Annotated in this window: 12 protein-coding genes, 1 tRNA gene, 1 rRNA gene and 3 pseudogenes; 4 read left to right on the top strand and 13 right to left on the bottom strand. The window is 72.1% G+C overall.

Annotated features, from left to right (window positions below; translation table 11 throughout):
• The first annotated feature begins 5 nt into the window (after positions 1–5).
• Together ACH4F6_RS15985 and ACH4F6_RS15980 are read left to right on the top strand one after the other, a co-directional pair.
• Positions 6–4,907 (top strand): DEAD/DEAH box helicase, encoded by a 4,902-nt coding sequence (locus ACH4F6_RS15985; RefSeq protein WP_397960754.1) that lies wholly within the window; start codon positions 6–8, stop codon positions 4,905–4,907.
• Positions 4,908–5,012: 105 nt separating this feature from the next.
• Positions 5,013–5,855 carry an Fpg/Nei family DNA glycosylase gene (locus ACH4F6_RS15980; protein ID WP_397960753.1) on the top strand — a complete coding sequence of 281 codons (843 nt, stop codon included), beginning with the start codon at positions 5,013–5,015 and terminating at the stop codon, positions 5,853–5,855.
• A gap of 720 nt (positions 5,856–6,575) precedes the next feature.
• Here the strand turns inward: ACH4F6_RS15980 and ACH4F6_RS15975 are convergent.
• The 9 genes and pseudogenes from ACH4F6_RS15975 to ACH4F6_RS15935 all read right to left on the bottom strand — a co-directional run.
• Positions 6,576–6,794, bottom strand: a complete 219-nt coding sequence (locus ACH4F6_RS15975) for a hypothetical protein (protein WP_397960752.1) — start codon at positions 6,792–6,794, stop codon at positions 6,576–6,578.
• Positions 6,795–7,077: 283 nt separating this feature from the next.
• On the bottom strand, positions 7,078–7,458 hold the full coding sequence (locus tag ACH4F6_RS15970) for a helix-turn-helix domain-containing protein (RefSeq protein ID WP_003993396.1): 381 nt from the start codon (positions 7,456–7,458) through the stop codon (positions 7,078–7,080).
• A gap of 109 nt (positions 7,459–7,567) precedes the next feature.
• Positions 7,568–8,113, bottom strand: coding sequence for a CinA family protein (locus ACH4F6_RS15965; RefSeq protein WP_397960751.1), 546 nt, complete (start codon positions 8,111–8,113; stop codon positions 7,568–7,570).
• Positions 8,110–8,835, bottom strand: coding sequence for a CDP-diacylglycerol--glycerol-3-phosphate 3-phosphatidyltransferase (gene pgsA / locus ACH4F6_RS15960; RefSeq protein ID WP_397960750.1), 726 nt, complete (start codon positions 8,833–8,835; stop codon positions 8,110–8,112). Before pgsA ends, ACH4F6_RS15965 begins: the two co-directional genes overlap by 4 nt.
• A complete protein-coding gene (gene rimO, locus ACH4F6_RS15955; RefSeq protein ID WP_397960749.1) occupies positions 8,832–10,301 on the bottom strand; it encodes a 30S ribosomal protein S12 methylthiotransferase RimO in 1,470 nt (489 codons plus the stop codon). The genes pgsA and rimO overlap by 4 nt, the downstream gene beginning before the upstream one ends.
• 111 nt (positions 10,302–10,412) lie before the next feature.
• Positions 10,413–11,246 carry a helix-turn-helix domain-containing protein gene (locus tag ACH4F6_RS15950; RefSeq protein WP_397960748.1) on the bottom strand — a complete coding sequence of 278 codons (834 nt, stop codon included), beginning with the start codon at positions 11,244–11,246 and terminating at the stop codon, positions 10,413–10,415.
• A 258-nt stretch (positions 11,247–11,504) separates the two neighbouring features.
• Positions 11,505–14,222, bottom strand: a complete 2,718-nt coding sequence (locus tag ACH4F6_RS15945) for a DNA translocase FtsK (protein ID WP_397960747.1) — start codon at positions 14,220–14,222, stop codon at positions 11,505–11,507.
• A 229-nt stretch (positions 14,223–14,451) separates the two neighbouring features.
• Positions 14,452–15,141: a two-component system response regulator gene (locus ACH4F6_RS15940; RefSeq protein ID WP_397960746.1), complete on the bottom strand. Its 690-nt coding sequence runs from the start codon at positions 15,139–15,141 to the stop codon at positions 14,452–14,454.
• 244 nt (positions 15,142–15,385) lie between these two features.
• Positions 15,386–16,729, bottom strand: a pseudogene (locus ACH4F6_RS15935) (ATP-binding protein); the annotation flags it as partial.
• A gap of 161 nt (positions 16,730–16,890) precedes the next feature.
• Between ACH4F6_RS15935 and ACH4F6_RS15930 the strand changes: the two are divergent.
• Positions 16,891–17,031, top strand: a pseudogene (locus ACH4F6_RS15930) (hypothetical protein); the annotation flags it as partial.
• 76 nt (positions 17,032–17,107) lie between these two features.
• Here the strand turns inward: ACH4F6_RS15930 and ACH4F6_RS15925 are convergent.
• Positions 17,108–20,182 (bottom strand): annotated as a pseudogene (locus ACH4F6_RS15925) (HAMP domain-containing protein); the annotation flags it as partial.
• Between the two features lie 999 nt (positions 20,183–21,181).
• Between ACH4F6_RS15925 and ACH4F6_RS15920 the strand changes: the two are divergent.
• Positions 21,182–23,920 (top strand): SpoIIE family protein phosphatase, encoded by a 2,739-nt coding sequence (locus ACH4F6_RS15920; protein WP_397960745.1) that lies wholly within the window; start codon positions 21,182–21,184, stop codon positions 23,918–23,920.
• Positions 23,921–23,985: 65 nt separating this feature from the next.
• On the opposite strand, the gene ACH4F6_RS15915 is transcribed toward ACH4F6_RS15920, so the two are convergent.
• The 3 genes from ACH4F6_RS15915 to rrf form a co-directional block, all read right to left on the bottom strand.
• Positions 23,986–24,058: transfer RNA gene (locus ACH4F6_RS15915), tRNA-Thr, on the bottom strand.
• A 73-nt stretch (positions 24,059–24,131) separates the two neighbouring features.
• Positions 24,132–24,794 carry a DegT/DnrJ/EryC1/StrS family aminotransferase gene (locus tag ACH4F6_RS15910; protein ID WP_397961119.1) on the bottom strand — a complete coding sequence of 221 codons (663 nt, stop codon included), beginning with the start codon at positions 24,792–24,794 and terminating at the stop codon, positions 24,132–24,134.
• A 115-nt stretch (positions 24,795–24,909) separates the two neighbouring features.
• Positions 24,910–25,002, bottom strand: a 5S ribosomal RNA gene (rrf, locus tag ACH4F6_RS15905); the annotation flags it as partial.

The raw sequence follows: 25,002 nt of genomic DNA, 5'->3' as shown, positions 1-25,002 counted from the left end.
GACGCATGGTCAGCGACGCACACCGAGCCCTGGACGGCTTCTCCCCCGCGACCCGCGGCTGGTTCACGGGGGCGTTCTCCGCGCCCACCGCGGCCCAGGCGGGCGCGTGGCGGGCCCTCGGCGAGGGCTCGGACGTGCTGGTGGTGGCGCCCACCGGCTCCGGCAAGACGCTCGCCGCCTTCCTCGCCGCCCTGGACCAGCTGGCCTCGACGCCCCCGCCGGCCGACCCGAAGAAGCGCTGCCGCGTCCTGTACGTCTCCCCGCTCAAGGCCCTGGCCGTCGACGTGGAGCGCAACCTCCGCAGCCCCCTGACGGGCATCCGCCAGGAATCCGTGCGTCTCGGCCTGCCCGAGCCGGAGGTCAAGGTCGGTATCCGCTCCGGCGACACGCCCGCGGCGGAGCGGCGCGCGCTCTCCACGCGCCCCCCGGACATCCTGATCACCACGCCCGAATCCCTGTTCCTGATGCTGACGTCGGCCACCCGCGACGCGCTGACCGGCATCGAGACGGTGATCCTGGACGAGGTGCACGCCGTGGCCGGCACCAAGCGCGGCGCCCATCTGGCCCTCTCCCTGGAGCGCCTGGACGAGCTGCTGCCGAGGCCGGCCCGCCGCATCGGGTTGTCGGCGACCGTCCGCCCGGTCGACGAGGTGGCCCGTTATCTCTCCCCGCGCCGCAAGGTGGAGATCGTCCAGCCCGAGTCCGGCAAGGAGTTCGACCTCTCGGTGGTCGTCCCGGTCGAGGACCTGGGCGAGCTGGGCGGCTCCCCGGTCGCGGACGGCTCCGAAGGGGCGGAACGCCCGTCCATCTGGCCGCACGTCGAGGAGCGGATCACCGACCTCGTCCAGTCCCACCGTTCCACGATCGTCTTCGCCAACTCCCGCCGCCTCGCGGAGCGCCTCTGCAACCGCCTCAACGAGATCGCCTACGAGCGGGCCACCGGCGAGCCGCTCGACGAGCACCACGCCCCGGCCGACCTCATGGGCGGCTCGGGCGCCGCCCAGGGCGCCCCTCCGGTCATCGCGCGCGCCCACCACGGCTCGGTCTCCAAGGAGCAGCGCGCGCTGGTGGAGGAGGACCTCAAAGCAGGCCGGCTGCCCGCCGTGGTGGCCACCTCCAGCCTGGAGCTGGGGATCGACATGGGCGCGGTCGACCTCGTCGTCCAGGTCGAGTCGCCGCCCTCCGTGGCCTCGGGCCTGCAGCGCGTGGGCCGCGCGGGCCACCAGGTCGGAGCCGTCTCCACCGGCGTGGTCTTCCCGAAGTACCGCGGCGACCTGGTGCAGGCTGCCGTGGTCACCGAGCGCATGCGCACCGGCTCCATCGAGTCCCTCCGGGTCCCGGCGAACCCGCTGGACGTCCTCGCCCAGCAGCTCGTCGCCATGACCTCGATGGACGTCTGGCAGTTCGACGACCTGCTCGCCGCGGTCCGCCGCGCGGCGCCCTTCGCCTCGCTCCCCGAGTCCGCCTTCACCGCGGTCCTCGACATGCTGGCCGGACGCTACCCGTCCGACGCCTTCGCCGAGCTCCGGCCGCGGGTGGTGTGGGACCGCGTGGCCGGCACGATCACCGGCCGCCCAGGAGCCCAGCGTCTCGCCGTGACCTCCGGGGGCACGATCCCCGACCGCGGCCTGTTCGGCGTCTTCCTGGCCGGCGCCGACCCCAAGAAGGGCGGCGGCCGGGTGGGCGAGCTCGACGAGGAGATGGTCTACGAGTCCCGGGTCGGCGACGTCTTCACCCTGGGCACCAGCTCCTGGCGCATCGAGGACATCACGCGCGACCGCGTCCTGGTGTCCCCCGCCCCCGGTGTCCCCGGGCGCCTGCCGTTCTGGAAGGGCGACCAGCTGGGCCGCCCCCTGGAGCTGGGCCGCGCGGTCGGCGCGTTCCTGCGCGAGGTCGGCTCCCTCCCCGAGGACGACGCCCGCCTGCGTCTGCTGACCGCCGGCCTGGACGCCTGGGCCGCGGACAACGTCCTGGCGTACCTGCGCGAACAGCGCCAGGCCTGCGGCCACGTCCCGGACGACCGCACGATCGTCGTGGAGCGCTTCCGGGACGAGCTGGGCGACTGGCGGGTCGTCGTGCACTCCCCCTTCGGCGCCCAGGTCCACGCCCCCTGGGCCCTCGCCCTGAGCGCCAGGCTCTCCGAGCGGTACGGCATGGACGCCCAGGTCATGCACGCCGACGACGGGATCGTGCTGCGCCTGCCGGACGCCGACCTCATGGGCCTCGACCTGCTCGACCAGGAGCCGGTGGAGCCCGGCGCCCCTTTCCGCACGGCGGCCGACGCCGAACAGGCCCCGGTCGGCGCGGCGGACGTCGTCTTCGACAAGGGCGAGGTCGACCGGATCGTCACCGATCAGGTCGGCGGCTCCGCCCTCTTCGCGGCCCGCTTCCGCGAGTGCGCGGCCCGCGCCCTGCTGCTGCCCCGCCGCAACCCGGGCAAGCGCACCCCCCTGTGGCAGCAGCGGCAGCGCGCCGCCCAACTGCTCCAGGTGGCCAGCGAGTTCGGCTCGTTCCCGATCGTCCTGGAGGCGGTCCGCGAGTGTCTCCAGGACGTCTTCGACGTCCCCGGGCTCGTCGAGCTGATGGGCGACCTGGAGTCCCGCAAGGTGCGCCTGGTGGAGGTCACCACCCCGGAGCCGTCCCCCTTCGCCCGCTCCCTGCTGTTCGGTTACGTCGCCCAGTTCCTCTACGAGGGCGACTCCCCGCTCGCCGAGCGCCGCGCCGCCGCCCTGTCCCTGGACTCGCGCCTGCTGGCCGAGCTGCTCGGCCAGGCGGAGCTGCGCGAGCTCCTCGACGCCGAGGTCCTCACCGAGCTGGAGCGGGAGCTGCAGTGGCTGACCGAGGACCGGCGCGTGAAGGACGTCGAAGGCGTCGCCGACGTCCTGCGCCTGCTGGGCCCGCTCACCGACGCGGAGCTGGCCGAGCGCGGCGCGGAACCCCACTGGGCACAGGAGCTGGCGTCGGCCCGCCGCGCCATCCGGGTCCGTGTCGCGGGCGCCGACCACTGGGCGACGATCGAGGACGCGGGCCGTCTGCGCGACGCCCTCGGCACCGCACTCCCGGTCGGCGTCCCCGAGGCCTTCACCGAGCCGGTGAAGGACCCGCTGGGCGATCTCCTCGCCCGTTACGCCCGCACCCACGGCCCCTTCACCTCGGCCACCGCCGCCGCCCGTTTCGGCCTGGGCGTGGCCGTCACCGAGGGCGCCCTCCAGCGGCTCGCGGCGGGCGGCCGTGTCGTCCAGGGCGAGTTCCACCCGGCCGGCATCGGCCAGGAGTGGTGCGACGCGACCGTCCTGCGCAGGCTGCGCCGCCGCTCCCTGGCCGCCCTGCGGCACGAACTCGAGCCCGTCCCGCCCGCCGCGCTGGCCCAGTTCCTGCCCCAGTGGCAGCACATCGGCAAGGGCCACGCCCTGCGCGGCGTCGACGGCCTGGTGCGCGCGATCGAGCAGGTGCAGGGCGCGTCCGTTCCCGCCTCCGCGCTGGAGAAGCTCGTCCTGCCGTCCCGTGTGGCGGACTACGCCCCGGCGATGCTCGACGAGCTCACCGCCGCCGGAGAGGTGGTCTGGGCCGGTGCGGGCGCCCTGCCCGGCAAGGACGGCTGGGTCGCCGTGTACCTGGCGGACGCGGCACCCCTGCTCCTGCCGCCACCGCACCCCCTGGAGCTGACGGCGCTGCACCAGTCCGTCCTGGACGCCCTCTCGGGCGGCTACGGCCTGTTCTTCCGCCAGATCGCCGACCAGGTCCGCGCCACCACCCACCCGGAGGCGACCGACCCCCAGCTCGCGGACACCCTGTGGGACCTGGCCTGGTCCGGTCGCCTCACCAACGACACGCTCGCACCGATGCGTTCCCTGCTGGGCTCGGGCCGCACGGCGGGTTCCACGGCCCACCGCGCCAAGCGGGCGGTCCCGCGCGGGCGCTACGGCTCCCTCACGGCCGCCGCCCGCCCGGCCACCCGCGGCGGCCCCCCGACCGTCGCCGGCCGCTGGTCGCTCCTGCCGGCCCAGGAACCCGATCCCACCGTGCGCGCCCACGCCCTCGCCCGCACCCTCCTGGACCGGCACGGCGTGGTGACCCGGGGCGCGGTCTCGGCCGAGGGCGTCGAGGGCGGCTTCTCGGCGACGTACCGCGTCCTGTCCGCCTTCGAGGAGAGCGGCCAGGCGCGGCGCGGCTATGTGGTCGAGGGCCTCGGTGCGGCGCAGTTCGCGATGGACGGCGCCGTGGACCGTGTCCGCGCGGTGGCGAACGCCCGGGACCGGGAGGAGTCCCTGCCCGGCCCCGCCGAGGCGGACGACACCCCTGACGGCTTCGCCTTCCCCGACACCTCCCCCTCCGACGACCTCGGTTGGGAGATCCCCGGCCTCGACGACGCCCCGGTCTCCCCGGCGGCCCCGGGCGATTACGTCTCCCCCCGCGACTTCGACTCCCCGCGCGCCGGCGGACCCCGGGGCGGCGGCTTCCCGTACGCCTCCGGATCCTCCGGCCGGCGCCGCCGTGCGCCCGCCCCCGCTTCCCGGGCCGTGGTGCTGGCCGCGGCCGACCCCGCGAACGCCTACGGCGCCGCCCTGGCCTGGCCCGAACCCCCGACCGGCGCCGGCCACAAGCCCGGCCGCAAGGCGGGCTCCCTGGTGGTGCTCGTGGACGGCGAACTGACCCTCTACATGGAGCGCGGCGGAAAGACCCTGCTGGCCTGGCCCTCCACGCCGGACGGCGAGACCGCTCCGGCCGACGACCCACGCCTGCACGCCGCGGCGGAGGCCCTCGCCGCGGCCGCCCGCGCGGGCTCCCTCGGCACGGTCACGGTGGAACGCGTCAACGGCACCCCGGCCCTGACGTCCTCCCTGGGCGGCCTCCTGGAAGGAGCAGGCTTCGTCGCGACCCCCCGGGGCCTGCGGCTACGAGCATGACGACCCCGGTACGCCCGACGCGGACCCGCCCGACGCGGCTCCACCCGGCCCCGGCCCCGTTCGGCACGACCGCGCCCTGTCCCACCCGCGTGCGACCCTTGACCCATGCCCGAAGGTGACACGGTCCAACAGGCCGCGAAGCGGCTGCACACGGCCCTCGCGGGCAAGGTGCTGACCCGCACCGACCTCCGCGTGCCCAAGTACGCCACCGCCGATCTCACCGGCCGCACCGTCCTGGACGTCACCGCACGCGGCAAGCACCTCCTCGCCCGCGTCGAAGGCGGCCTGACGCTCCACTCCCACCTGCGGATGGACGGCTCCTGGAAGGTGTACGCGAACGACCAGCGCTGGACGGGCGGCCCGGCGTTCCAGATCCGTGCCGTCCTCGGCACCCACGACCGCACGGCCGTCGGCTACCGGCTCCCCGTCCTCGAACTCCTGCGCACCGCCGACGAGGAGCAGGTCGTCGGCCACCTCGGCCCCGATCTGCTGGGCCCGGACTGGGACCCCGGGCGGGCCCTCGCCAACCTCCTCGCGGACCCGGCCCGGCCCCTCGGCGAGGCCCTCCTCGACCAGCGCAACCTCGCCGGCATCGGCAACGTCTACAAGAGCGAGATCTGCTTCCTGCTCGGCGTCACTCCCTGGCTCCCCGCCGGCGCGCTCCCCGCCGACCGCGCGGCGAAACTGCCCGGCCTCGCCAAGAAGCTCCTGGAGGCCAACCGCGACCGTCCCGTCCGCGTCACGACGGGCGGCCACGGCCCGGCCCTCTTCGTCTACGGCCGCGCGACCCGCCCCTGCCTGCGCTGCGGGACTCCCGTCCGGGTGGCCGACCAGGGCGACGGGTCACGCGAGCGCCCGACGTACTGGTGCCCGTCCTGCCAGACGGGCCCCACCCCGGCTCCGGGCTCCCCGCCCACGCGCCGCGTCCGCCCCCGCACCAGCGGCTGACGGTCCGTCAAGATCCTTGGCGCCGTCGTCCCATGACGGTGGCGGCGCACGGCCTCACCGGGCACGCCGCGTTGGTCACCGGCGCGACGGGCGGCGCCGGCCGCGCCTGCGCGATCCTGCTCGTGGGTCACCGCCGGGCCGGGTCGGCGAGCCGGTCGGCGTCGCCCGTGCCGTACCGCACCCGTCCTCGGACGCGCCCTCGTTCACGAGGGGCCGGATCCACCACCCGAACGGAGGCATGCCCCTGCCCTGGCAGGCGCCTCACGAGCCTCCTCCCCCACGCCCGTCCGCACCCCCGGTCCCCCCGGCACTCCCACGCCCCCGCCCGTCCCCGGCCGCACCGACGTCCCCACACTCCTGCACGTCCCCCGTCCCACCGTCGCCCTCACACCCCTCCCCGCCCTCCACCCCGCCCGCGTCCCCCCGCCAGGCAGCCGCCCACCGTCCGTCGGCGACCGCGCCCACCGCCCGCGCCTTGGCCACGCAGTGCACCGGCAGCAGACTCAACCCCCATCCGCCGGCGGCGACCAGCCCCTCCAGCGCCCCGGCGCCGGGCGACACGACGAGCCGTACCACGGCCCACCACCACAGCGCCCCCAGCGCCAGCACGGCCCCCCGGCGCGCTATCCGGCCCGCCACGGGCGTCGCCTCCAGCCCGCCGTCCGAAGGGGCCGCTCACCGCCCCGGCGCACCGGCGGCGCACCACCGGCGCCGCGCATGTCACACGTTCTCCGCCCGGAACATCCGGTGATGCCTCTCCGGACCGGCGGTGATCGAGAGGAGGACGTCCCGGGTCACCGGGTCCGGCTCCCCGTTGGCCACCACGCGCTCCTGCATCCGGGTGACCCCCGCGCCCGGCGCCGCCACCGGCGTGCCCCGCAGCGCCTCGGAGACGGTCTTCGGACCGGCGTCGGACAGGGGGCTCTTCACGGCGTGCATCCGTGCCTCCGGGCGGGTCGACTCCGTCGTGCCCCTCCACGATGACCGCCGCACCCGACCCCGGCAAACGGACCCGACTCCCCCGGACGGGCAAAAACCCCGACCGCACTCCTCCGGATCTCCCCGGAGGAGCCCCGGCCGGGGCCTCACGGTTGCCGTGCGCCTCATGCGCACGCGCGCTGTACGCCCGTACGCGTACCTGTCGGTGTCACCCGTACCTGTCCGGTGTCACCCGTACCCGTCGGTCGACACACCCGCCCAGGGGCGCATCACACGGGGCACGTCACGCGGCGACCACGTCCACCGCCTCGGCGGGCGCCTTGATGGTCACCCGTTCCGGTGGCACACCGGTCACCGACACGGAACCCAGCATCGGACGAACCGGCGTGGGAACGGGCTCACTGGGGGTGGCCGCAGCAGACTGGGCCAGCTCGGCGAGTGCGAGCTCGTCGCTCACTTCCCGCATGAGCTCGGACATCCGTACGTCCAGCGCGTCGCAGATGGCGGAGAGCAGCTCGGAGGAAGCCTCCTTCTGCCCCCGCTCCACCTCGGAGAGATAGCCGAGTGAGACTCGGGCGGACGAGGAGACTTCGCGCAGAGTACGGCCCTGGCGCTGGCGCTGCCGACGCAGCACGTCACCCAGCAGGCGACGGAGCAGAATCATCGGTGGCTCCCTCCTCGGACCGCGTAGCCGCATCCTTCTCGCCCCACCGTACCGCCTTGCGCCGCGGCCGTGCGGGGAGCGATGTCGTGTTCACTCAGGGCTGCAAACATCAAAACCCCCCGTTCTGTTCCGTATCCTGTGCCCGCTCATTCCCGGTCTGTTCGTCCGCAAGCTCCCTCAGAAGCACTGCGAGTACGCTCCGTACACTCTCTCTACGAATTTCCGCGCGGTCGCCGTTCAACCGCAGGGCCTCCACTTTTCCGCCAGGGGCGGAACCGGCGGCTGCCCCGAACGGTCCGTCCACGGCCACGAAGACCGTCCCGACGGGCTGCCCGTCCTGGGGGTCCGGGCCCGCGACACCGGTCGTCGCGATGCCCCAGTCGGCGCCCAGCGCCTTGCGCACGCCGGCCGCCATCTCGGCCGCGACCTGCGGGTCCACGGCTCCGCGGGCGGCCAGCAGGCCGGCGTCGACCCCGAGCAGTTCGTGCTTCAGCGCGGTGGCGTAGGCCGTGACCGAGCCGCGGAAGACCTTGGACGCCCCGGGGACCGAGGTGATCTCCGCCGCGACCAGGCCACCGGTCAGCGACTCGGCGACGGCGAGCGTCTCGCCCTTCACCGTGAGTAGTCGCACCACGTCGGTGGCCGTGGACGTCACGCTTCCGTCTCCTCCGCCGCGGCCTTGCGCGCGGCGATCCCCCGCCGGCGCAGCACAATGGCCTGTCTCACGTAGTCGAGACCGGTCACCACGGTCAGCACGACCGCCGCGGCCATCACCCAGAACCTCAGGGTGGCCAGCCATCCCGTGAGCGCCAGGATGTACATCCCGACGGCCACGCCCTGGGTGAGCGTCTTGAGCTTGCCGCCCCGGCTCGCCGGGATGACCCCGTACCGGATGACGACGAAACGCAGCAGGGTGATCCCGAGTTCCCGGCCGAGGATGACGCCCGTCACCCACCACGGCAGGTCACCGAGCGCGGAGAGGCAGATCAGGGCCGCTCCCATGATCGCCTTGTCGGCGATGGGGTCGGCGATCTTGCCGAAATCGGTGACGAGGTTGTACGTCCGCGCCAGGTGGCCGTCGAACAGGTCGGTGATCATGGCGATGGCGAAGGCCGCCCAGGCCAGCGAACGCCATGCCGGGTCGTAGCCGCCGTCGGCCAGCATCAGGGCGACGAAGCCCGGCACCAGGACCAGCCGGAGCATCGTCAGCAGATTGGCGACGTTCCAGACGCTCGCCTGGTTGACGGCGGCCGCCGCCAGCTTGCCGCCCCGCGGCGCCTTCGCGGCGCCCGGGGAGTCGTCGGCGGCGGCCGAGGCGGGCGCGGCGCCCTTCGCCTGCGAGGAGCCGCCCGCGGCCGATGCCGGGACACCCGTCATCTGCCCGCCTCCTCACCACACCCGATCGAGCCCTGCAGGGGCTCGGCCACCAGGTCGACGCCTTCCGTGCCGACCACCTTCGCCTCGACCATACGGCCGACGGCGAGTCCTTCGCCCGACGTGAGCAGCACCTGGCCGTCGGTCTCCGGCGCCTGGTGCGCCCCACGGCCGTACACGCCCTCGTCGTCCACCGACTCCACGAGCACGTGCACGGTCTCCCCGAGGCGCTCCTCGGCGCGCTGCGAGACGAGTTCCTCGGCGAGCCGGGAGACGCGGGCGAGGCGCTCGGCGACGACGTCCTCGTCGAGCTTGTCGTCGTACGTGGCGGCCTCGGTGCCCTCCTCGTCGGAGTAGCCGAAGACGCCGATGGCGTCCAGCCGCGCGTGGTTCAGGAACCGCTCCAGCTCGGCCAGGTCGGCCTCGGACTCGCCGGGGAAGCCGACGATGAAGTTGGAGCGCACACCCGCCTGGGGCGCCTTGCTCCGGATGGTGTCGAGCAGCTCCAGGAAGCGGTCGGTGTCGCCGAAGCGGCGCATCGCGCGCAGCACGTCGGGCGCGGAGTGCTGGAAGGACAGGTCGAAGTAGGGGGCGACCTTCGGCATCGAGGTGAGCACGTCGATCAGCCCGGGCCGCATCTCGGCCGGCTGGAGGTAGCTGACGCGCACCCGCTCGATGCCGTCGACCTCCGCCAGCTCGGGCAGCAGCGACTCCAGCAGCCGGATGTCGCCGAGGTCCTTGCCGTAGGAGGTGTTGTTCTCGGAGACCAGCATGATCTCCTTGACGCCCTGCTCGGCCAGCCACCGCGTCTCGTTCAGCACGTCGCTCGGGCGACGCGAGATGAAGGAGCCGCGGAAGGACGGGATGGCGCAGAAGGTGCAGCGCCGGTCGCAGCCGGAGGCCAGCTTGACCGAGGCGACGGGGGCGCCGTCCAGACGGCGGCGCAGGGGGGCACGGGGGCCGGACGCGGGGGCGAGCCCGTCCGGGAGGTCGGCCGGAGCGTGCCCGGGCAGCGCGACGCCGGCGGCCGACTCCTGCCGCTCCGCCGGGCTGATCGGCAGCAGCTTGCGCCGGTCGCGGGGGGTGTGGGCGACGTGGACGCCGCCGGACAGGATGGTCTGGAGGCGGTCGGAGATGTCGGCGTAGTCGTCGAACCCGAGCACGCCGTCGGCCTCCGGGAGGGCTTCGGCGAGGTCCTTGCCGTACCGCTCGGCCATGCAGCCCACCGCCACGACGGCCTGGGTTCTGCCGTGCCCCTTGAGGTCATTGGCCTCGAGCAGGGCGTCGACGGAGTCCTTCTTGGCGGCGTCGACGAATCCACAGGTGTTGACGACGGCGACGTCCGCGTCCGCGGCGTCCTCCACGAGCTGCCAGCCGTCCGCCTCCAAACGGCCTGCGAGCTCCTCCGAGTCCACCTCGTTACGGGCGCAGCCAAGGGTGACGAGTGCGACGGTACGGCGTTCAGGCATGGGCTCAAGACTACTTTGTCCGACCGGCACCCCCGGTCGACGGGGGTTGGCCGTCTTCATGCGTGCGGGGCCGGCGATCCTCGCCGGCCCCGCTCACGCGTGCGTCGTCGGTCACCCGGCCTGCGGGTCGCCCTTCGTGTACGTCAGCCGCTCCACGGCCCCCGGCTGCCAGTCGTCCTCGATCTTCTTGCCGTTGACGTACAGCTGGATCGCTCCCGCGTCGCCGAGGACGAGGTTGATCCTCTCGCTGTCCTGGAAGGTCTTGGAGTCGCCCTGCTTGAGCAGCCCGTCGAAGAGCAGCCGGCCGTTGTGGTCCTTGGCCGAGATCCAGCTCTTGCCGTCGGCGGCGCTGACCTGCACGGTGACCTTGTCCTGCGGGGCGGCGGCGATGGCGCCGTCGGACGGCACGGGGGTCTCGTCGACGGTCTTGTCGCTCTTCGGCGTGGGCGTGGCGGGCGCGCTGGTGGTCGGCGCGGTGCCGTCCGCGACGTCCGTCGTCCCCTCGTCGCCGCCCTTGACGGCGGTGAAGCCGACGAACCCGATCACGGCGACGATCGCGGCGACCATGGCCGCGGTCCAGTTCGGCCCGCGCCGCTCGGGGCGGATGCGCTCCGCCTCGAACATGGGTGCGGCCGACGTCGGCGCGGGGCGGCCGCCGTGGGTGGCGTCGTACTGTTCGATCAGCGGGGCGGGATCGAGGTGGACGGCCCTGGCCAGGGTCCGGATGTGCCCGCGCGCGTAGACGTCGCCGCCACAGGGGGTGAAGTCGTCCGCCTCGATGGCGTGCACGATGGGGAGCCGGACCCGGGTGGCGGTACTGACGTCGTCGACGGTCAGACCGGCCGCGATCCGCGCCTGCTGCAGGGCTCGGCCGATGGAGGGACGGGCTTCCTCGGAGCCGTCTTCGAACGGACGCTCGTCTTCAGGGGAGTTGCCGATGGACACGGGGGCGCCTTTCGAGCGTGTAGCCACCTGTGCTGGAAGTTCAGTCTAGGGGGGGTGCAAAAGGGAGGGGCAACCCGGCGGTGGGGCTTTGTACGCCATCGGAATGGCCGGTCACGCCGATGACGCGCCGGGTGCGGACCCGCAAGGGGAGCCGCACCCGGCCTACTCGCTCAACTTGACGTACGCCGAGGGAAAACGGTTGCCCGTCCTCGTCTAACGGGTCAGTCACGGATGCCCGCCGTTCCCCCGGAGAAACGTCTACTCTCCAGCCTCCCCGCGGATCACCGCGAGCACGCCGTCCAACTCGTCCGGTTTCACCAGAACATCACGTGCCTTGGACCCTTCGCTCGGTCCGACGACGCCGCGCGACTCCATGAGGTCCATCAGCCGCCCGGCCTTGGCGAAGCCGACGCGCAGCTTGCGCTGGAGCATGGAGGTCGACCCGAACTGCGTGGAGACGACCAGCTCGGCCGCCTGGCACAGCAGGTCGAGGTCGTCGCCGATGTCCTCGTCGATCTCCTTCTTCTGCTTGCTGCCGACGGTGACGTCGTCCCGGAAGACGGGCGCCATCTGGTCCTTGCAGTGCTGCACGATCGCCGCGACCTCGGCCTCGGTCACGAACGCGCCCTGCATGCGGGTCGGCTTGTTCGCGCCCATCGGCAGGAACAGCCCGTCGCCCTTGCCGATCAGCTTCTCGGCGCCGGGCTGGTCGAGGATGACCCGCGAGTCCGCCAGCGACGACGTGGCGAAGGCGAGCCGCGACGGCACGTTGGCCTTGATCAGGCCGGTGACGACGTCGACCGACGGCCGCTGCGTGGCGAGCACCAGGTGGATGCCGGCCGCGCGCGCGAGCTGCGTGATCCGCACGATCGCGTCCTCGACGTCACGCGGCGCGACCATCATCAGGTCGGCCAGCTCGTCGACGATCACCAACAGGTACGGATACGGCTGGAGCTCGCGCTCGCTGCCCTCCGGCGGCTTGACCGTGCCCTCGCGCACGGCCCGGTTGAAGTCGTCGATGTGCCGGAAGCCGTACGCGGCCAGGTCGTCGTACCGCAGGTCCATCTCCCGCACGACCCACTGGAGCGCCTCGGCGGCCCGCTTGGGGTTGGTGATGATCGGCGTGATCAGGTGCGGGATGCCCTCGTACGCGGTCAGCTCGACGCGCTTGGGGTCGACCAGGATCATCCGGACGTCCTCGGGGGTCGCCCGCATCATGATCGAGGTGATCAGGCAGTTGATGCAGGACGACTTGCCGGAGCCGGTGGCGCCGGCGACCAGCATGTGCGGCATCTTCGCCAGCGAGTGCATGACGTACCCGCCCTCGACGTCCTTGCCGAAGGCGACCAGCATCGGGTCGTCGTCCTCCGCGGACTCCGCCAGCCGCAGCACGTCCCCGAGGTTGACCATCTCCCGGTCGGTGTTCGGGATCTCGATGCCCACGGCCGACTTGCCGGGGATCGGGCTGATGATCCGCACGTCGGGGCTGGCGACGGCGTACGCGATGTTCTTCGTCAGCGCGGTGATGCGCTCGACCTTCACGGCGGGACCGAGTTCGACCTCGTAGCGCGTGACCGTCGGGCCGCGGGTGAATCCGGTGACGGCGGCGTCGACCTTGAACTCGGTGAAGACGTTCGTCAGGGCGGCGACCACGGCGTCGTTGGCGGCGCTGCGCGCCTTGCCGGGCCCTCCGCGCGTGAGGAGGTCGAGCGAGGGCAGCGCGTAGGTGATGTCGCCGGACAGCTGGAGCTGCTCGGCGCGCGGCGGCAGTTCGCGCGGCGCCTCGGGCGCGGCCTTGGTCAGGTCGGGCACCACCCCGGACGCCGTCGGCCTGCGCTGCCCGGGGCGGGCGGCCGGCGCCGGGACGGGCGTCGGGGTGGTCGGCTCGCGGTCCCCCGCGGTCACGCCCTGCGTGAGGTCGGCGACGATCGGCGAGGGCGGCATGCCGTGCAGCACGGCGCCGTCGAGGTCGGCCGCGGCGGCCGCCGCGATGTCCACGGCGTCCCTCTCCCGGTCCATCGCGGGTTGCGGCACCGCCGAACGCCGGGGCCGGCCGCGCCGCTGCGACAGCGCGTCCTGTTCGGCGCCGTCGGGGTCGTACGCCTGGGGGGCGTTCGAGCGCCGGCGGGGGCGCGCGGGCAGAGCCTCACGCCACTGCTCGTCGTAACGCGCGTCGTCGTCCGTGAACCGGTCGTCCGCCTCGAAGTCGTGCAGCAGGCCCAGCCGCACCCCGAGCTGCCGCAGCCGCTGCGGGACGGCGTTGACGGGCGTGGCCGTGACGACGAGCAGTCCGAAGACCGTGAGCAGCACGAGCAGCGGCACGGCCAGGACCTCGCCCATGGCGTACGTCAGCGGGGTCGCCGCGCCCCAGCCGATGAGGCCGCCTGCGTCCCTTATCGGCTGCATGCCGTCGCTGCGGGCGGGCGAGCCGCACGCGACGTGGACCTGGCCGAGCACGCCGATGACGAGCGCCGACAGCCCGATCACGATGCGGCCGTTGGCCTCGGGCTTCTCCGGGTGCCGGATGAAGCGCACGGCGACGACCGCGAGCAGGATCGGCACGAGCAGGTCGAGGCGGCCGAAGGCGCCGGTCACCAGGATCTCGACGAGGTCGCCGACGGGGCCGCGCAGATCTGCCCAGGTGCCCGCGGCGACGATCAGCGCGAGAGCGAGCAGCAGCAGCGCGACGCCGTCCTTGCGGTGGGCGGGGTCGAGGTTCTTGGCGCCGTTCCCTATGCCGCGGAACACCGCGCCGACGGCGTGCGCCAGGCCCAGCCAGACGGCGCGCACGAGCCGGTAGACGCCCCCGGTGGGGCTGGGCGCCGGTCTGGGCACGGGCTTCTTGGCCACGGCCCTCTTGGCGGGCGCCTTCTTCGCCGGGGCCTTTTTCACGGCGGCCTTCCTCGCCGGAGCCTTCGCGGGAGCGGCAGCCTTCTTGGCGGGCTGCTTCTTGGCTGCGGAGGGACGTGAGGCCATGGGTGTGAGGTTACCGGGGGAGACGGCGGTGGACACGCGTGCCCACTGCTTCACCCGTTCGTGTCGTCGCCCGTGAGGCACGGAACTGACGCGCGCCCCGCGGTGCCTGACTCGCGTTCACGCCCCCCTGCCCTCCGCGCGGGCGCGACCACCCCTTCGGCGTCCCCGACGTCCGTGTGCGCACGGGCGGCTGACGGCCGCTCACGCCCGGCCGCGGCCGCCGTACGCGTCAGCTCTGCGACGGCACCGAGGCGGGACCGCTTCCGGTGCCCGGCTCGAGCGCGTCCAGCGCCCGGCGCAGACCGGTGAGTTTGCGCTCGAGGTGCGCCGCCGTGGCCACCGCGGCCGCGTCCGCCGACTCGTCGTCGAGCTGCTTGGACAGGGCCTCGGCCTGCTCCTCCACGGCCGCGAGCCGCGCGGACAGCTCGGCGAGCAGTCCGGCCGGCTCCTTGGCGCCGCCGCCGACGGCCGCCTTGCCGCCACCGCCCTCCAACTGGAGCCGCAGCAGAGCCGCCTGCTCCCGCAGCTGGCAGTTCTTCATGTACAGCTCGACGAAGACCGAGACCTTCGCACGCAGCACCCACGGGTCGAACGGCTTCGAGATGTAGTCCACCGCTCCCGCCGCGTACCCACGGAAGGTGTGGTGCGGGCCGTGGTTGATCGCCGTGAGGAAGATGATCGGGATGTCCCGTGTGCGTTCCCGACGCTTGATGTGGGCGGCTGTTTCGAAACCGTCCATTCCCGGCATCTGGACGTCCAGCAGAATGACCGCGAAGTCGTCCGTCAGCAGTGCTTTGAGCGCCTCTTCCCCGGACGATGCCCGCACCAGCGTCTGATCGAGCGCCGAGAGGATCGCCTCCAGCGCCAGCAGATTCTCCGGCCGGTCATCGACCAGGAGGATCTTGGCCTTCTGCACCATGGCCCGCCCTCCTCGCCCCGGCAGTGCACCGGGCGCCGCCCCTGGGGACGACTCCTTTGCGCCGCCCTTCCTTGTGCCGGTCATGGTAGCCGTACCCCGACCGTCGCCACACCCTGTCACCGTGATGTCACTGTGCACATACCAGGAACGTGGCACGAGACCAGAAAGTTCCCCGGATCCCGCCCCGTTACACGGCCGCGGCCGCCCCCGGTCGGCGACTTCCCGCACATCCCGATGATTCCCGTCACTCCTCGCCCATCCACTGCCGCATGACTCCCAGCAGGTGATCGGGGTCGACGGGCTTCGTCACGTAGTCGGAGGCACCCGACTCGATCGCCTTCTCCCGGTCGCCCTTCATCGCCTTCGCGGTCAGCGCGATGATCGGCAGCCCCGAGAACTGCGGCATCCGACGGATCGCCGTGGTCGTGGCGTACCCGTCCATCTCGGGCATCATGATGTCCATCAGGACGACCGCCACGTCGTCGTGCTGCTCCAGGACCTCGATGCCCTCACGGCCGTTCTCCGCGTACAGCACCGACAGGCCGTGCTGCTCCAGGACGCTGGTCAGCGCGAAGACGTTGCGGATGTCGTCGTCGACGATCAGCACCTTCTCGCCGCCGAACCGGATGCCCCGGTGCCCCTGCGCGGCCGTCCCCTGCCCCACGGGCGCCCACTGCTCCGGCTGCCCGACCTGCGGCTCCCCGCCGGCCACCGAGCGGCGCCGGCGCCGGAACAGCGCGGCCGCGCCGTTCTGCGTCTCCTGGTACGACTTCACCTCGGCGGGCGTCTCGATCTCCGCGTCGGACAGCTCCGACCGCTCGAACGCGCCGCTCTCGGACGCCACCAGGTCACCCGCCTCCAGCGCGGGCACCACCTGCTGGTAGCCCTGCGGCGGCAGCTCGCTCGGGTGCAGCGGCAGGTACAGCGTGAACGTCGAACCGCGTCCCGGCTCGCTCTGCGCGTGGATCTCACCGCCGAGCAACTGCGCGATCTCCCGCGAGATGGACAGCCCCAGCCCCGTACCGCCGTACTTGCGGCTGGTCGTGCCGTCGGCCTGCTTGAACGCCTCGAAGATCACCCGCATCTTGCTGGCCGCGATCCCGATGCCGGTGTCGGTCACCGAGAACGCGATCAGCGGGGCGTCCGCGTCGGCCAGCGAGCCGGCCTCCAGCAACTGCTCCCGGATCGCCACCGGCACATCCGCCCCGGCCGGCCGGATCACCAGCTCCACCGACCCGGAGTCGGTGAACTTCACCGCGTTGGACAGCAGGTTGCGCAGCACCTGCAACAGCCGCTGCTCGTCCGTGTGCAGCGTGGCGGGCAGCTCCGGCGAGACCCGCACCGACAGGTCGAGGCCCTTCTCCGCGGTCAGCGGCCGGAAGGTGGCCTCCACGTAGTCCACGAGCTGGACGAGCGCGATGCGCGTCGGCGAGACGTCCATCTTGCCCGCCTCGACCTTCGACAGGTCCAGGATGTCGTTGATCAGCTGGAGCAGGTCGGAGCCCGCCCCGTGGATCGTCTCGGCGAACTCGACCTGCTTGGGCGAGAGGTTGCCCTCGGCGTTGTCGGCGAGCAGCTTGGCGAGGATCAGCAGCGAGTTCAGCGGCGTCCGCAGCTCGTGCGACATGTTGGCGAGGAACTCGCTCTTGTAGCGCATCGACACCGCGAGCTGCTCGGCCCGCTCCTCCAGGACCTGCCGCGCCTCCTCGATCTCGGTGTTCTTCACCTCGATGTCACGGTTCTGCCGCGCCAGCAGCTCGGCCTTCTCCTCCAGTTCCGCGTTGGACGCCTGGAGGGCCTTCTGCCGCTGCTCCAACTCCGCCGACCGCTCCCGCAGTTGCTCGGTCAGCTCCTGCGACTGCTTCAGCAGCTGCTCCGTCTTGGTGTTGACGGAGATCGTGTTGACGCTGGTCGCGATCATCTCGGCGAGCTGGTTGAGGAAGTCCTTCTGGATCTGCGTGAACGGCGTGAAGGACGCCAGCTCGATCACGCCGAGCACCTTGCCCTCGAACAGCACCGGCAGCACGATCACCTGCGCGGGCGGCGCCTCACCCAGCCCCGAGGAGATCTTCAGATAACCGCTCGGGGCGTTCGACACGATGATCGTCCGCTTCTCCTCGGCGGCCGTCCCGACCAGCGCCTCACCCGGCCGGAACGACGTCGGCATCGACCCCATCGAGTAGCCGTACGAGCCCAGCATCCGCAGCTCGTACTGGTCCCCGCTGCCGTCGGCCGTCGGCATCGCCAGGAAGAACGCGCCGTGCTGCGCCGCCACCAGGGGCGGCAGCTCGCTCATGATCAGCGAGGCCACGTCCTCCAGGTCGCGCCGCCCCTGCATCAGCGCGGACACGCGCGCGAGGTTGCCCTTCAGCCAGTCCTGCTCCTTGTTGGCGATCGTGGTGTCGCGCAGGTTGGCGATCATCTTGTTGATGTAGTCCTGGAGCTCCTGGATCTCCCCGGACGCGTCCACGTCGATCTTCAGGTTCAGGTCGCCGCGGGTCACCGCGGTCGCCACGCGCGCGATGGCCCGCACCTGCCGGGTCAGGTTCCCGGCCATCTCGTTCACCGACTCGGTCAGGTCGCGCCAGGTGCCGTCGACGTCCCGCACGCGCGCCTGACCGCCCAGTTGCCCCTCGGTGCCCACCTCACGGGCCACCCGGGTGACCTCCTCCGCGAAGGAGGACAGCTGGTCGACCATCGTGTTGATGGTCGTCTTCAGCTCGAGGATCTCCCCGCGCGCGTCGATGTCGATCTTCTTCGTCAGGTCGCCCTTCGCGATGGCGGTCGTCACCATCGCGATGTTGCGCACCTGGCCGGTCAGGTTGGACGCCATCTGGTTCACCGACTCGGTGAGGTCCTTCCACGTCCCCGCCACACCCGGCACGTGCGCCTGACCGCCGAGGATGCCGTCCGTGCCCACCTCACGGGCCACCTTGGTGACCTGGTCGGCGAACGAACTCAGCGTCTTCACCATCGTGTTGAAGGTGTCCGCGAGCTGCGCGACCTCGCCGCGCGCCTCGATCGTCACCGTCCGCGTCAGATCGCCGTTGGCGACGGCCGCGGCGACCTGCGAGATGTTCCGCACCTGAACGGTCAGGTTCTTCGCCATCAGGTTGACGTTGTCGTTGAGGTCCTTCCAGATGCCCGTGACACCCGGCACGTGCGCCTGGCCGCCCAGGATGCCCTCGGTGCCCACCTCACGGGCCACCCGGGTCACCTGCTCGGCGAAGGAGGACAGCTGGTCCACCATCGTGTTGACGGTGGTGACCAGCTCGAGGATCTCGCCCTTGGCGTCGACGGTGATCTTCTTGGACAGGTCGCCCTTGGCGACCGCGGTGGTGACCTCGGCGATCTGGCGCACCTGGATGGTCAGGTTGTTCGCCATGAAGTTCACGGACTGCGTGAGGTCCTTCCAGGTGCCGGAGACCCCCTGCACCTCGGCCTGACCGCCCAGGATGCCCTCCGTGCCCACCTCACGGGCCACCCGCGTGACCTCCTGGGCGAACGACGACAGCTGGTCCACCATCGTGTTCAAGGTGTTCTTCAGCTCCAGGATCTCCCCGCGCGCGTCCACGGTGATCTTCTGGGAGAGGTCGCCGCGAGCCACGGCGGTGGCCACCTGCGCGATGTTGCGCACCTGGGCGGTGAGGTTGCCGGCCATGCCGTTCACCGAATCCGTCAGGTCCCGCCACACACCGGCGACGCCGGGCACCTGCGCCTGACCGCCGAGCCGCCCCTCGGTGCCCACGTCCCGGGCCACCCGGGTCACCTGGTCGGCGAAGGCGGAGAGCTGGTCGACCATCGTGTTGATGGTGTTCTTCAGCTCCAGGATCTCCCCGCGCGCGTCGACGTCGATCTTCTGCGACAGGTCGCCCCGGGCCACGGCCGTCGTCACCTGCGCGATGTTGCGCACCTGCGAGGTGAGGTTCCCCGCCATCGAGTTGACGGAGTCGGTCAGCTCCTTCCACGTGCCCGACACGCCGTCCACCCGCGCCTGACCGCCGAGCCGGCCCTCGGTGCCCACGTCCCGGGCCATCCGCGTCACCTGGTCGGCGAACGACGACAGCTGGTCCACCATCGTGTTCACGGTGTTCTTCAGCTTCAGCATCTCGCCGGACACGTCCACGGTGACCTTCTGCGACAGGTCTCCGTTGGCCACGGCCGTCGTCACCTGGGCGATGTTCCTCACCTGTCCGGTGAGATTCCGGAACGCCGTGTTGACGGAGTCCGTCAGGTCCTTCCACGTCCCGGCCGCGCCCGACACCTGCGCCTGACCGCCCAGCTCGCCCTCGACACCGATCTCCCGCGCCACCCGCGTGACCTCGGCGCCGAAGGCCGACAGCTGGTCGACCATGCCGTTGACGGTGTTCTTCAGCTCCAGCATCTCGCCGGCCACGTCCACGGTGACCTTCTGCGACAGGTCTCCGTTGGCCACGGCCGTCGTCACGGCCGCGATGTCCCGCACCTGCGTGGTGAGGTTGCGGAACACCGTGTTGACGGAGTCCGTCAGGTCCTTCCACGTCCCGGCGGCCCCCGGCACGTTCGCCTGGCCGCCCAGCCGCCCCTCGCCGCCGACCTCGTTGGCCACGCGCGTGACCTCGTCCGCGAAGATCCGCAGCGTCTCGGTCATCTGGTTGATCGTCTCGGCGAGCTGCGCGACCTCACCGCGCGCCGGGACCGTCACCTTCCGCGACAGATCACCGTTGGCGACCGCCGTCATCACCTCGGAGACCCCGCGCACCTGCGCCGTGAGGTTCCCCGCCATGGTGTTCACCGAATCGGTGAGTTCCTTCCACACGCCGTCGACGCCGGACACCTGCGCCTGGCCGCCCAGGATGCCCTCGGTGCCCACCTCGCGGGCGACCCTCGTCACCTCGGACGAGAAGGCCGAGAGCTGGTCCACCATCGTGTTGACGGTGTTCTTCAGCTCCAGCATCTCGCCTTCGACGTGCACGGTCACCTTGCGTGACAGATCGCCCTTGGCCACCGCGGTCGTCACCAGCGCGATGTCACGCACCTGGGCCGTGAGCCGTTCCGCCATCGTGTTGACGGACTCCGTGAGGTCCTTCCACGACCCGGACATGCCGCGCACCTGGGCCTGACCGCCCAGCTTGCCCTCGGTCCCCACCTCGCTGGCCACCCGCGTGACCTCGTCGGTGAACGTCGACAACTGGTCGACGAGGTTGTTCACCGTCCGCCCGACCTTCAGGAACTCCCCGCGCAGCGGATGCCCGGACGCCCCCTCCGGGGTGTGCGTCCGCAGCTCCATGCGCGGCGACAGATCACCCTCGGCCACCGCCGACAGCACCCGCCCGACCTCGGAAACAGGGCGCACGAGGTCGTCGACCAGCGCGTTCGAGTTGTCGATCGCGGTCGCCCACGACCCCTCGCACGGGCCCGTCTCCAGCCGTTCCGTGAGCTTGCCCTCACGCCCGACCATCCGCCGCACCCGCGACAGTTCCCCCGTCAGGTGCAGATTCCGGTCGGCCACCTCGTTGAAGACCGCCGCGATCTCCGACATCACGCCGTCACCGGACACCGTGAGCCGCTTGCGGAAGTTGCCGTCCCGCATCGACACCAGGGCGGCCAGCAGCCGGTTCAGGGCCACCGTGTCCACCACCGTGGTCCCGCCTCGAGGTGTGCGCTGCCTGTTCAGGGACTGTCCGCCTTTCGCGCGCGCCTTAGTGCCCCGCGTCGCTGCGCCAGACTCCACTTGTCCCTCCCGCAGGGGTCGACCGTCGTACTGCCCGATGAAATCAGGCAGGCCATAGAGGCTGCTGCCCGCCGTTCACAGAAGACATCCAGTCTGCCCGACCTTCACAAGAAACTTGCCCAGTGTTTCACCCTCGCCGAACCAGGCCATAACAGTTCGGCAGCACGCACACACGGTCCGCACACCCTTGGGCGGAAACACCGCTGACCGGCGTCCGCACGGACGGGGAAGGTAAGTAACCTTGCATGCGGCTGTCCAGCCGCACCGGTCCGTCCGGTCTGGGCGGTGGCACGAGCACGAGCGGGCATCGGAGGGGCGGCCGCACACATGACCACCGGACTGATCCCCGGGGGACAGCCCCCGGAACCCCGGCCGAGGGGCCCGCTTCCGCAGCAGCGGCGCGAGCAGGACGACCGGGGGAGCCAGCACGTCGACAACCGGCCGAGGAGTTCTGTGATCACCGCGCGCGCGGCCGCCAGCTTCGAGCCCGTCGGGCGATCGGTCGCGACCGCCCGCTCCTTCGTCCGCGACACCCTCCAGGGCTGGGGGTTCGGGGACATCGTCGACGACGCCGTGGTCCTCACCAGCGAACTGGTGACCAACGCGGTGGTCCACGCGGGCACCCATGCCGACGTCCTGTGCCAGCGCACCGACGACGGCGTGCGCATCGAGGTCGCGGACCGCTACCCCGAGCGCGAGATCCCCCTCCAGGGCTCCCCCGCCTCCATGGGCAGCCCGGACCGCGAGGGGGGCCGCGGCCTCCAGCTGTGCGCGGCGATCGCCGACCGCTGGGGCGTCGACTACACCCCCACCCACAAGAACGTGTGGTTCCGACTCACCCTGCCCGAACGTCCGGTCGGCACCCGCACGGCCGGCCCGTCGCTCCCCGCCGACCTCCTCCCGATCGCCGACGGCCGCGTCCGCGTCGCCGTCGTCCAGATCGACCGCACGGGCGCCATCTCCGCCTGGAACGAGGACGCGGAGGAACTCTTCGGCTACCCCGCCGACCAGGTCACCGGCAAACCCCTCACCGACCTCGCCGCCTGGCCGCACACCCCCGGCACCAGCACCGGCATCGCCGAGGCGCTCCAGCTCTCCCGCTGGGAGGGCAGCTACGGCATCCGCGGCGCCGACGGCCGCGTCACCCCGGTGTACGCCTCCCACCTGCGCGTCCGCGACACCGACGGCGACCCCTCCACGGTCTGCCTCCTGGTCCGCGACCACGAACGCGCGGTCCTGCAGACCCCGTTGCGCGGCCCGGCCTCCGACGCGACGCCCGCCGCCGACGGCCAGAGCACCGACCCCTTCGAGGTGTTCATCGGCTCCCCGGCCCCCGACGACCTCGACGGTCTCCTGCAGCGCACGGTGGAACGCGCCCGCGACATGCTCGACGGCGACTCCGCCTTCCTGCTCCTCGCCACCGACGACGAGACCGAGCTGGAGGTCCGCGCCTCCACCGGCCTGCCCTCCGCCCGCCAGCGCTTCGCGCGCGTGCCGGTGGAGGCGGGCCCCGGCCGCTACGGCTCCGCCCGCATGCCGGCCGTCCACGAGGACCTCCTCGCCGTCCCCGGCTCCGTGCCCCTGCTCAACGGCACGGGCATGCGCTCGGTGGTGACGGTCCCCCTGAAGGTCGAGGGCCGCCTCACCGGCTCCCTCGGCGTGGCCGCCGAGGGCCCCGGCAGATACTCCAACGAGGAGGCGCTGCGCCTCCAGTTCGCCGCGGACCGCATCGCCCTGGCGGTCGAGTCGGCCCGCCTGGGCGAACTGGAACGGCTGCGCCGCGGTTCCCTGAGCTTCCTCGTCGAGGCCTCCGACCTCCTCGCCGGCACCCTCGACCGCGACCAGACCCTCGCCCTCATGGCCCAGATGACGGTCCCGACGCTGGCCACCTGGTGCGCCGTCTACACGATCGCCGACCAGGCCTCCGACCCGTACCTGTCGTACGTCCTGCACGAGGACGAGGAACTCATCGACGGCATCAAGTCGCTGCTGTCGAAGGTCCCCCCGCCGGACCCGGTCCCGACTCCGGGCGCCCGCGTCTGGTCGGTTCCCGGCGAGGCCGCGCACGAGGCGGCCCTGCGCAGCTCCATGCGCAGCCTCGGCCTGACCGGGGGCCCGGCCCGCCAGGTGACGTCGGGCATCGGCCCCACCCTGGCGACGGCCTCGGCCGTCGGCGGCGAGACCGTCGTCCTGCCCCTGGTCGCCCGCAACCGCGTCATCGGCATGCTCACCCTCGGCAAGCCCACCGACGAGCACTTCCGGCAGGAAATCCTCGAGCTGGCCGAGGACTTGAGCCGCCGGGCGGCCCTCGCCCTGGACAACGCCCGCCTGTACTCCGAGCGCACGGCCATCAGCCAGTCCCTCCAGCGCAGCCTCCTGCCCCCGGGCCTCCCCGAGATCGACGGCGTCGAGGTCGACGTCATCTACCGCGCGGCCGGCGAGGGCAACGAGGTCGGCGGCGACTTCTACGACCTCTTCCCGATCAGCGACGGCGCCTACGGCTTCGCCATCGGCGACGTCTGCGGTACGGGCCCGAACGCGGCGGCGGTGACCGGTCTCGCCCGTCACGCCCTGAGGCTGCTGGCCCGGGAGGGCCTCAGCGGCCCCGCGGTCCTGGAGCGCCTGAACTCCGCGATCCTCGACGAGGGCGACCGCAGCCGCTTCCTGACCCTCCTCTACGGCGAGATGCGCCCTCAGGAGGACGGCAGCGCGGAACTGAAGGTGGTGTGCGCCGGTCATCCGCTTCCGCTGCGCCTGCGCCAGGACGGCACGGTGGAGGCGGCCGCCGAACCCCAGCCGCTCCTCGGCGTCATGGAGGACCTGGAACTCTACGAGCAGACGGTCGTCCTCGACCCGGGCGACGTCCTGCTCTGTGTCACGGACGGCGTCACCGAACGCCGTGAGGGCACCCGCATGCTGGGCGACGACGGTCTCGCCGACGTCCTCACGACGTGCACGGGTCTGACGGCCGGCGCGGTCGCGGCCCGCATCATGCGCGCGGTGGAACGCTTCGCGTCGGACGCCCCGTCCGACGACATGGCGATCCTGGCCATGCGCGTGGCCTGACGGTCCGACGGGACGGACAGCACGAAGAATCCCCCCGCCCTGAAGGGCGGGGGGATTCTTTATCGAGCCCCCAAACGGAATCGAACCGTTGACCTTCTCCTTACCATGGAGACGCTCTGCCGACTGAGCTATAGGGGCCTGTCGCTTTCGAGGTTTCCCTCGCGGCAACGGAATAGATCATACCCCGGACGGAGCCGTGCCCCAAACCCGTTCAGACGGCGGGTTGGAGCAGTCCTCCGAGAGCGTTGCAGGCCGAGACGATCCGCTGCATGTCCCGCTTCGTCAACGACGCGTCCACCGGCAGCGCGAGGGTCTCGTCGGCGGCCAGCTCGGTCTGCGGCAGCGTGACGCACCGCCGGAACTCGGGCAGCCGGTGCAGCGGTGTCTTCACCGGCACCCGGCATCCGATTCCCTTTCCGCGCAGGGCTCGTGCGAACGCGTCCCGGTCCGGCCGGCCGTTCCCCGGCACCCGCACGACGTACTGCTGGTAGGTGTGCCCGTCCCCGCCGTCGGGTGTCCGTACGCCCCGCAGCCGTGCGTCGAGATAGGCGGCACGTTCCCTGCGCTGCGCGATCTCGTCGTACGGCGCCTCGGACTCGCCCTCTTGCAGCACCAGCATCCCGTGCCGTTGTCCCACGCCGTGCAACCGTGCGACGTCCGCCGGCCGGCCGAACCGGTGGACGACGACGACGCCTGCCGTCCGGGGGGTCACGGCGTCTTCGACGGCGTCCGGATCGAGGCAGTACGTCACCGGGTCGACGTCGGCGAACACCGGAAGGGCGCCCGCCCGGGTCACCGCCTCGGCCACTTCGACGTTCCCGAACGCCGGCACGATGACCTCGTCACCGATTCCGATTCCCGCGGCCCTGAGCATCGCTGCAGTACCCATGCCGTGGATGCTGGGCGCATGACATGAACATCAAGTGACGGGCAACAAAAAAGGGTTGGGCTCCGAACCGAAGTTCAGGGCCCAACCCTTTTGAATGATTGTTCGGCGGCGTCCTACTCTCCCACAGGGTCCCCCCTGCAGTACCATCGGCGCTGTAAGGCTTAGCTTCCGGGTTCGGAATGTGACCGGGCGT

The organism is Streptomyces sp. NPDC017936 (genome assembly GCF_044328485.1).
Lineage (GTDB): Bacteria > Actinomycetota > Actinomycetes > Streptomycetales > Streptomycetaceae > Streptomyces.
This window is presented reverse-complemented; position numbering and strand designations above follow the sequence as displayed.

What these genes read in the sequence shown, in the direction of transcription:
- ACH4F6_RS15975 (WP_397960752.1), bottom strand. Translation starts at nt 6,794, where the DNA reads ATGCACGCCGTGAAGAGCCCCCTGTCCGACGCCGGTCCGAAGACCGTC.
- ACH4F6_RS15920 (WP_397960745.1), top strand. Translation starts at nt 21,182, where the DNA reads ATGACCACCGGACTGATCCCCGGGGGACAGCCCCCGGAACCCCGGCCG.
- ACH4F6_RS15945 (WP_397960747.1), bottom strand. Translation starts at nt 14,222, where the DNA reads ATGGCCTCACGTCCCTCCGCAGCCAAGAAGCAGCCCGCCAAGAAGGCT.
- pgsA (WP_397960750.1), bottom strand. Translation starts at nt 8,835, where the DNA reads ATGACGGGTGTCCCGGCATCGGCCGCGGGCGGCTCCTCGCAGGCGAAG.
- ACH4F6_RS15910 (WP_397961119.1), bottom strand. Translation starts at nt 24,794, where the DNA reads ATGCTCAGGGCCGCGGGAATCGGAATCGGTGACGAGGTCATCGTGCCG.
- rimO (WP_397960749.1), bottom strand. Translation starts at nt 10,301, where the DNA reads ATGCCTGAACGCCGTACCGTCGCACTCGTCACCCTTGGCTGCGCCCGT.
- ACH4F6_RS15940 (WP_397960746.1), bottom strand. Translation starts at nt 15,141, where the DNA reads ATGGTGCAGAAGGCCAAGATCCTCCTGGTCGATGACCGGCCGGAGAAT.
- ACH4F6_RS15985 (WP_397960754.1), top strand. Translation starts at nt 6, where the DNA reads ATGGTCAGCGACGCACACCGAGCCCTGGACGGCTTCTCCCCCGCGACC.
- ACH4F6_RS15970 (WP_003993396.1), bottom strand. Translation starts at nt 7,458, where the DNA reads ATGATTCTGCTCCGTCGCCTGCTGGGTGACGTGCTGCGTCGGCAGCGC.
- ACH4F6_RS15980 (WP_397960753.1), top strand. Translation starts at nt 5,013, where the DNA reads ATGCCCGAAGGTGACACGGTCCAACAGGCCGCGAAGCGGCTGCACACG.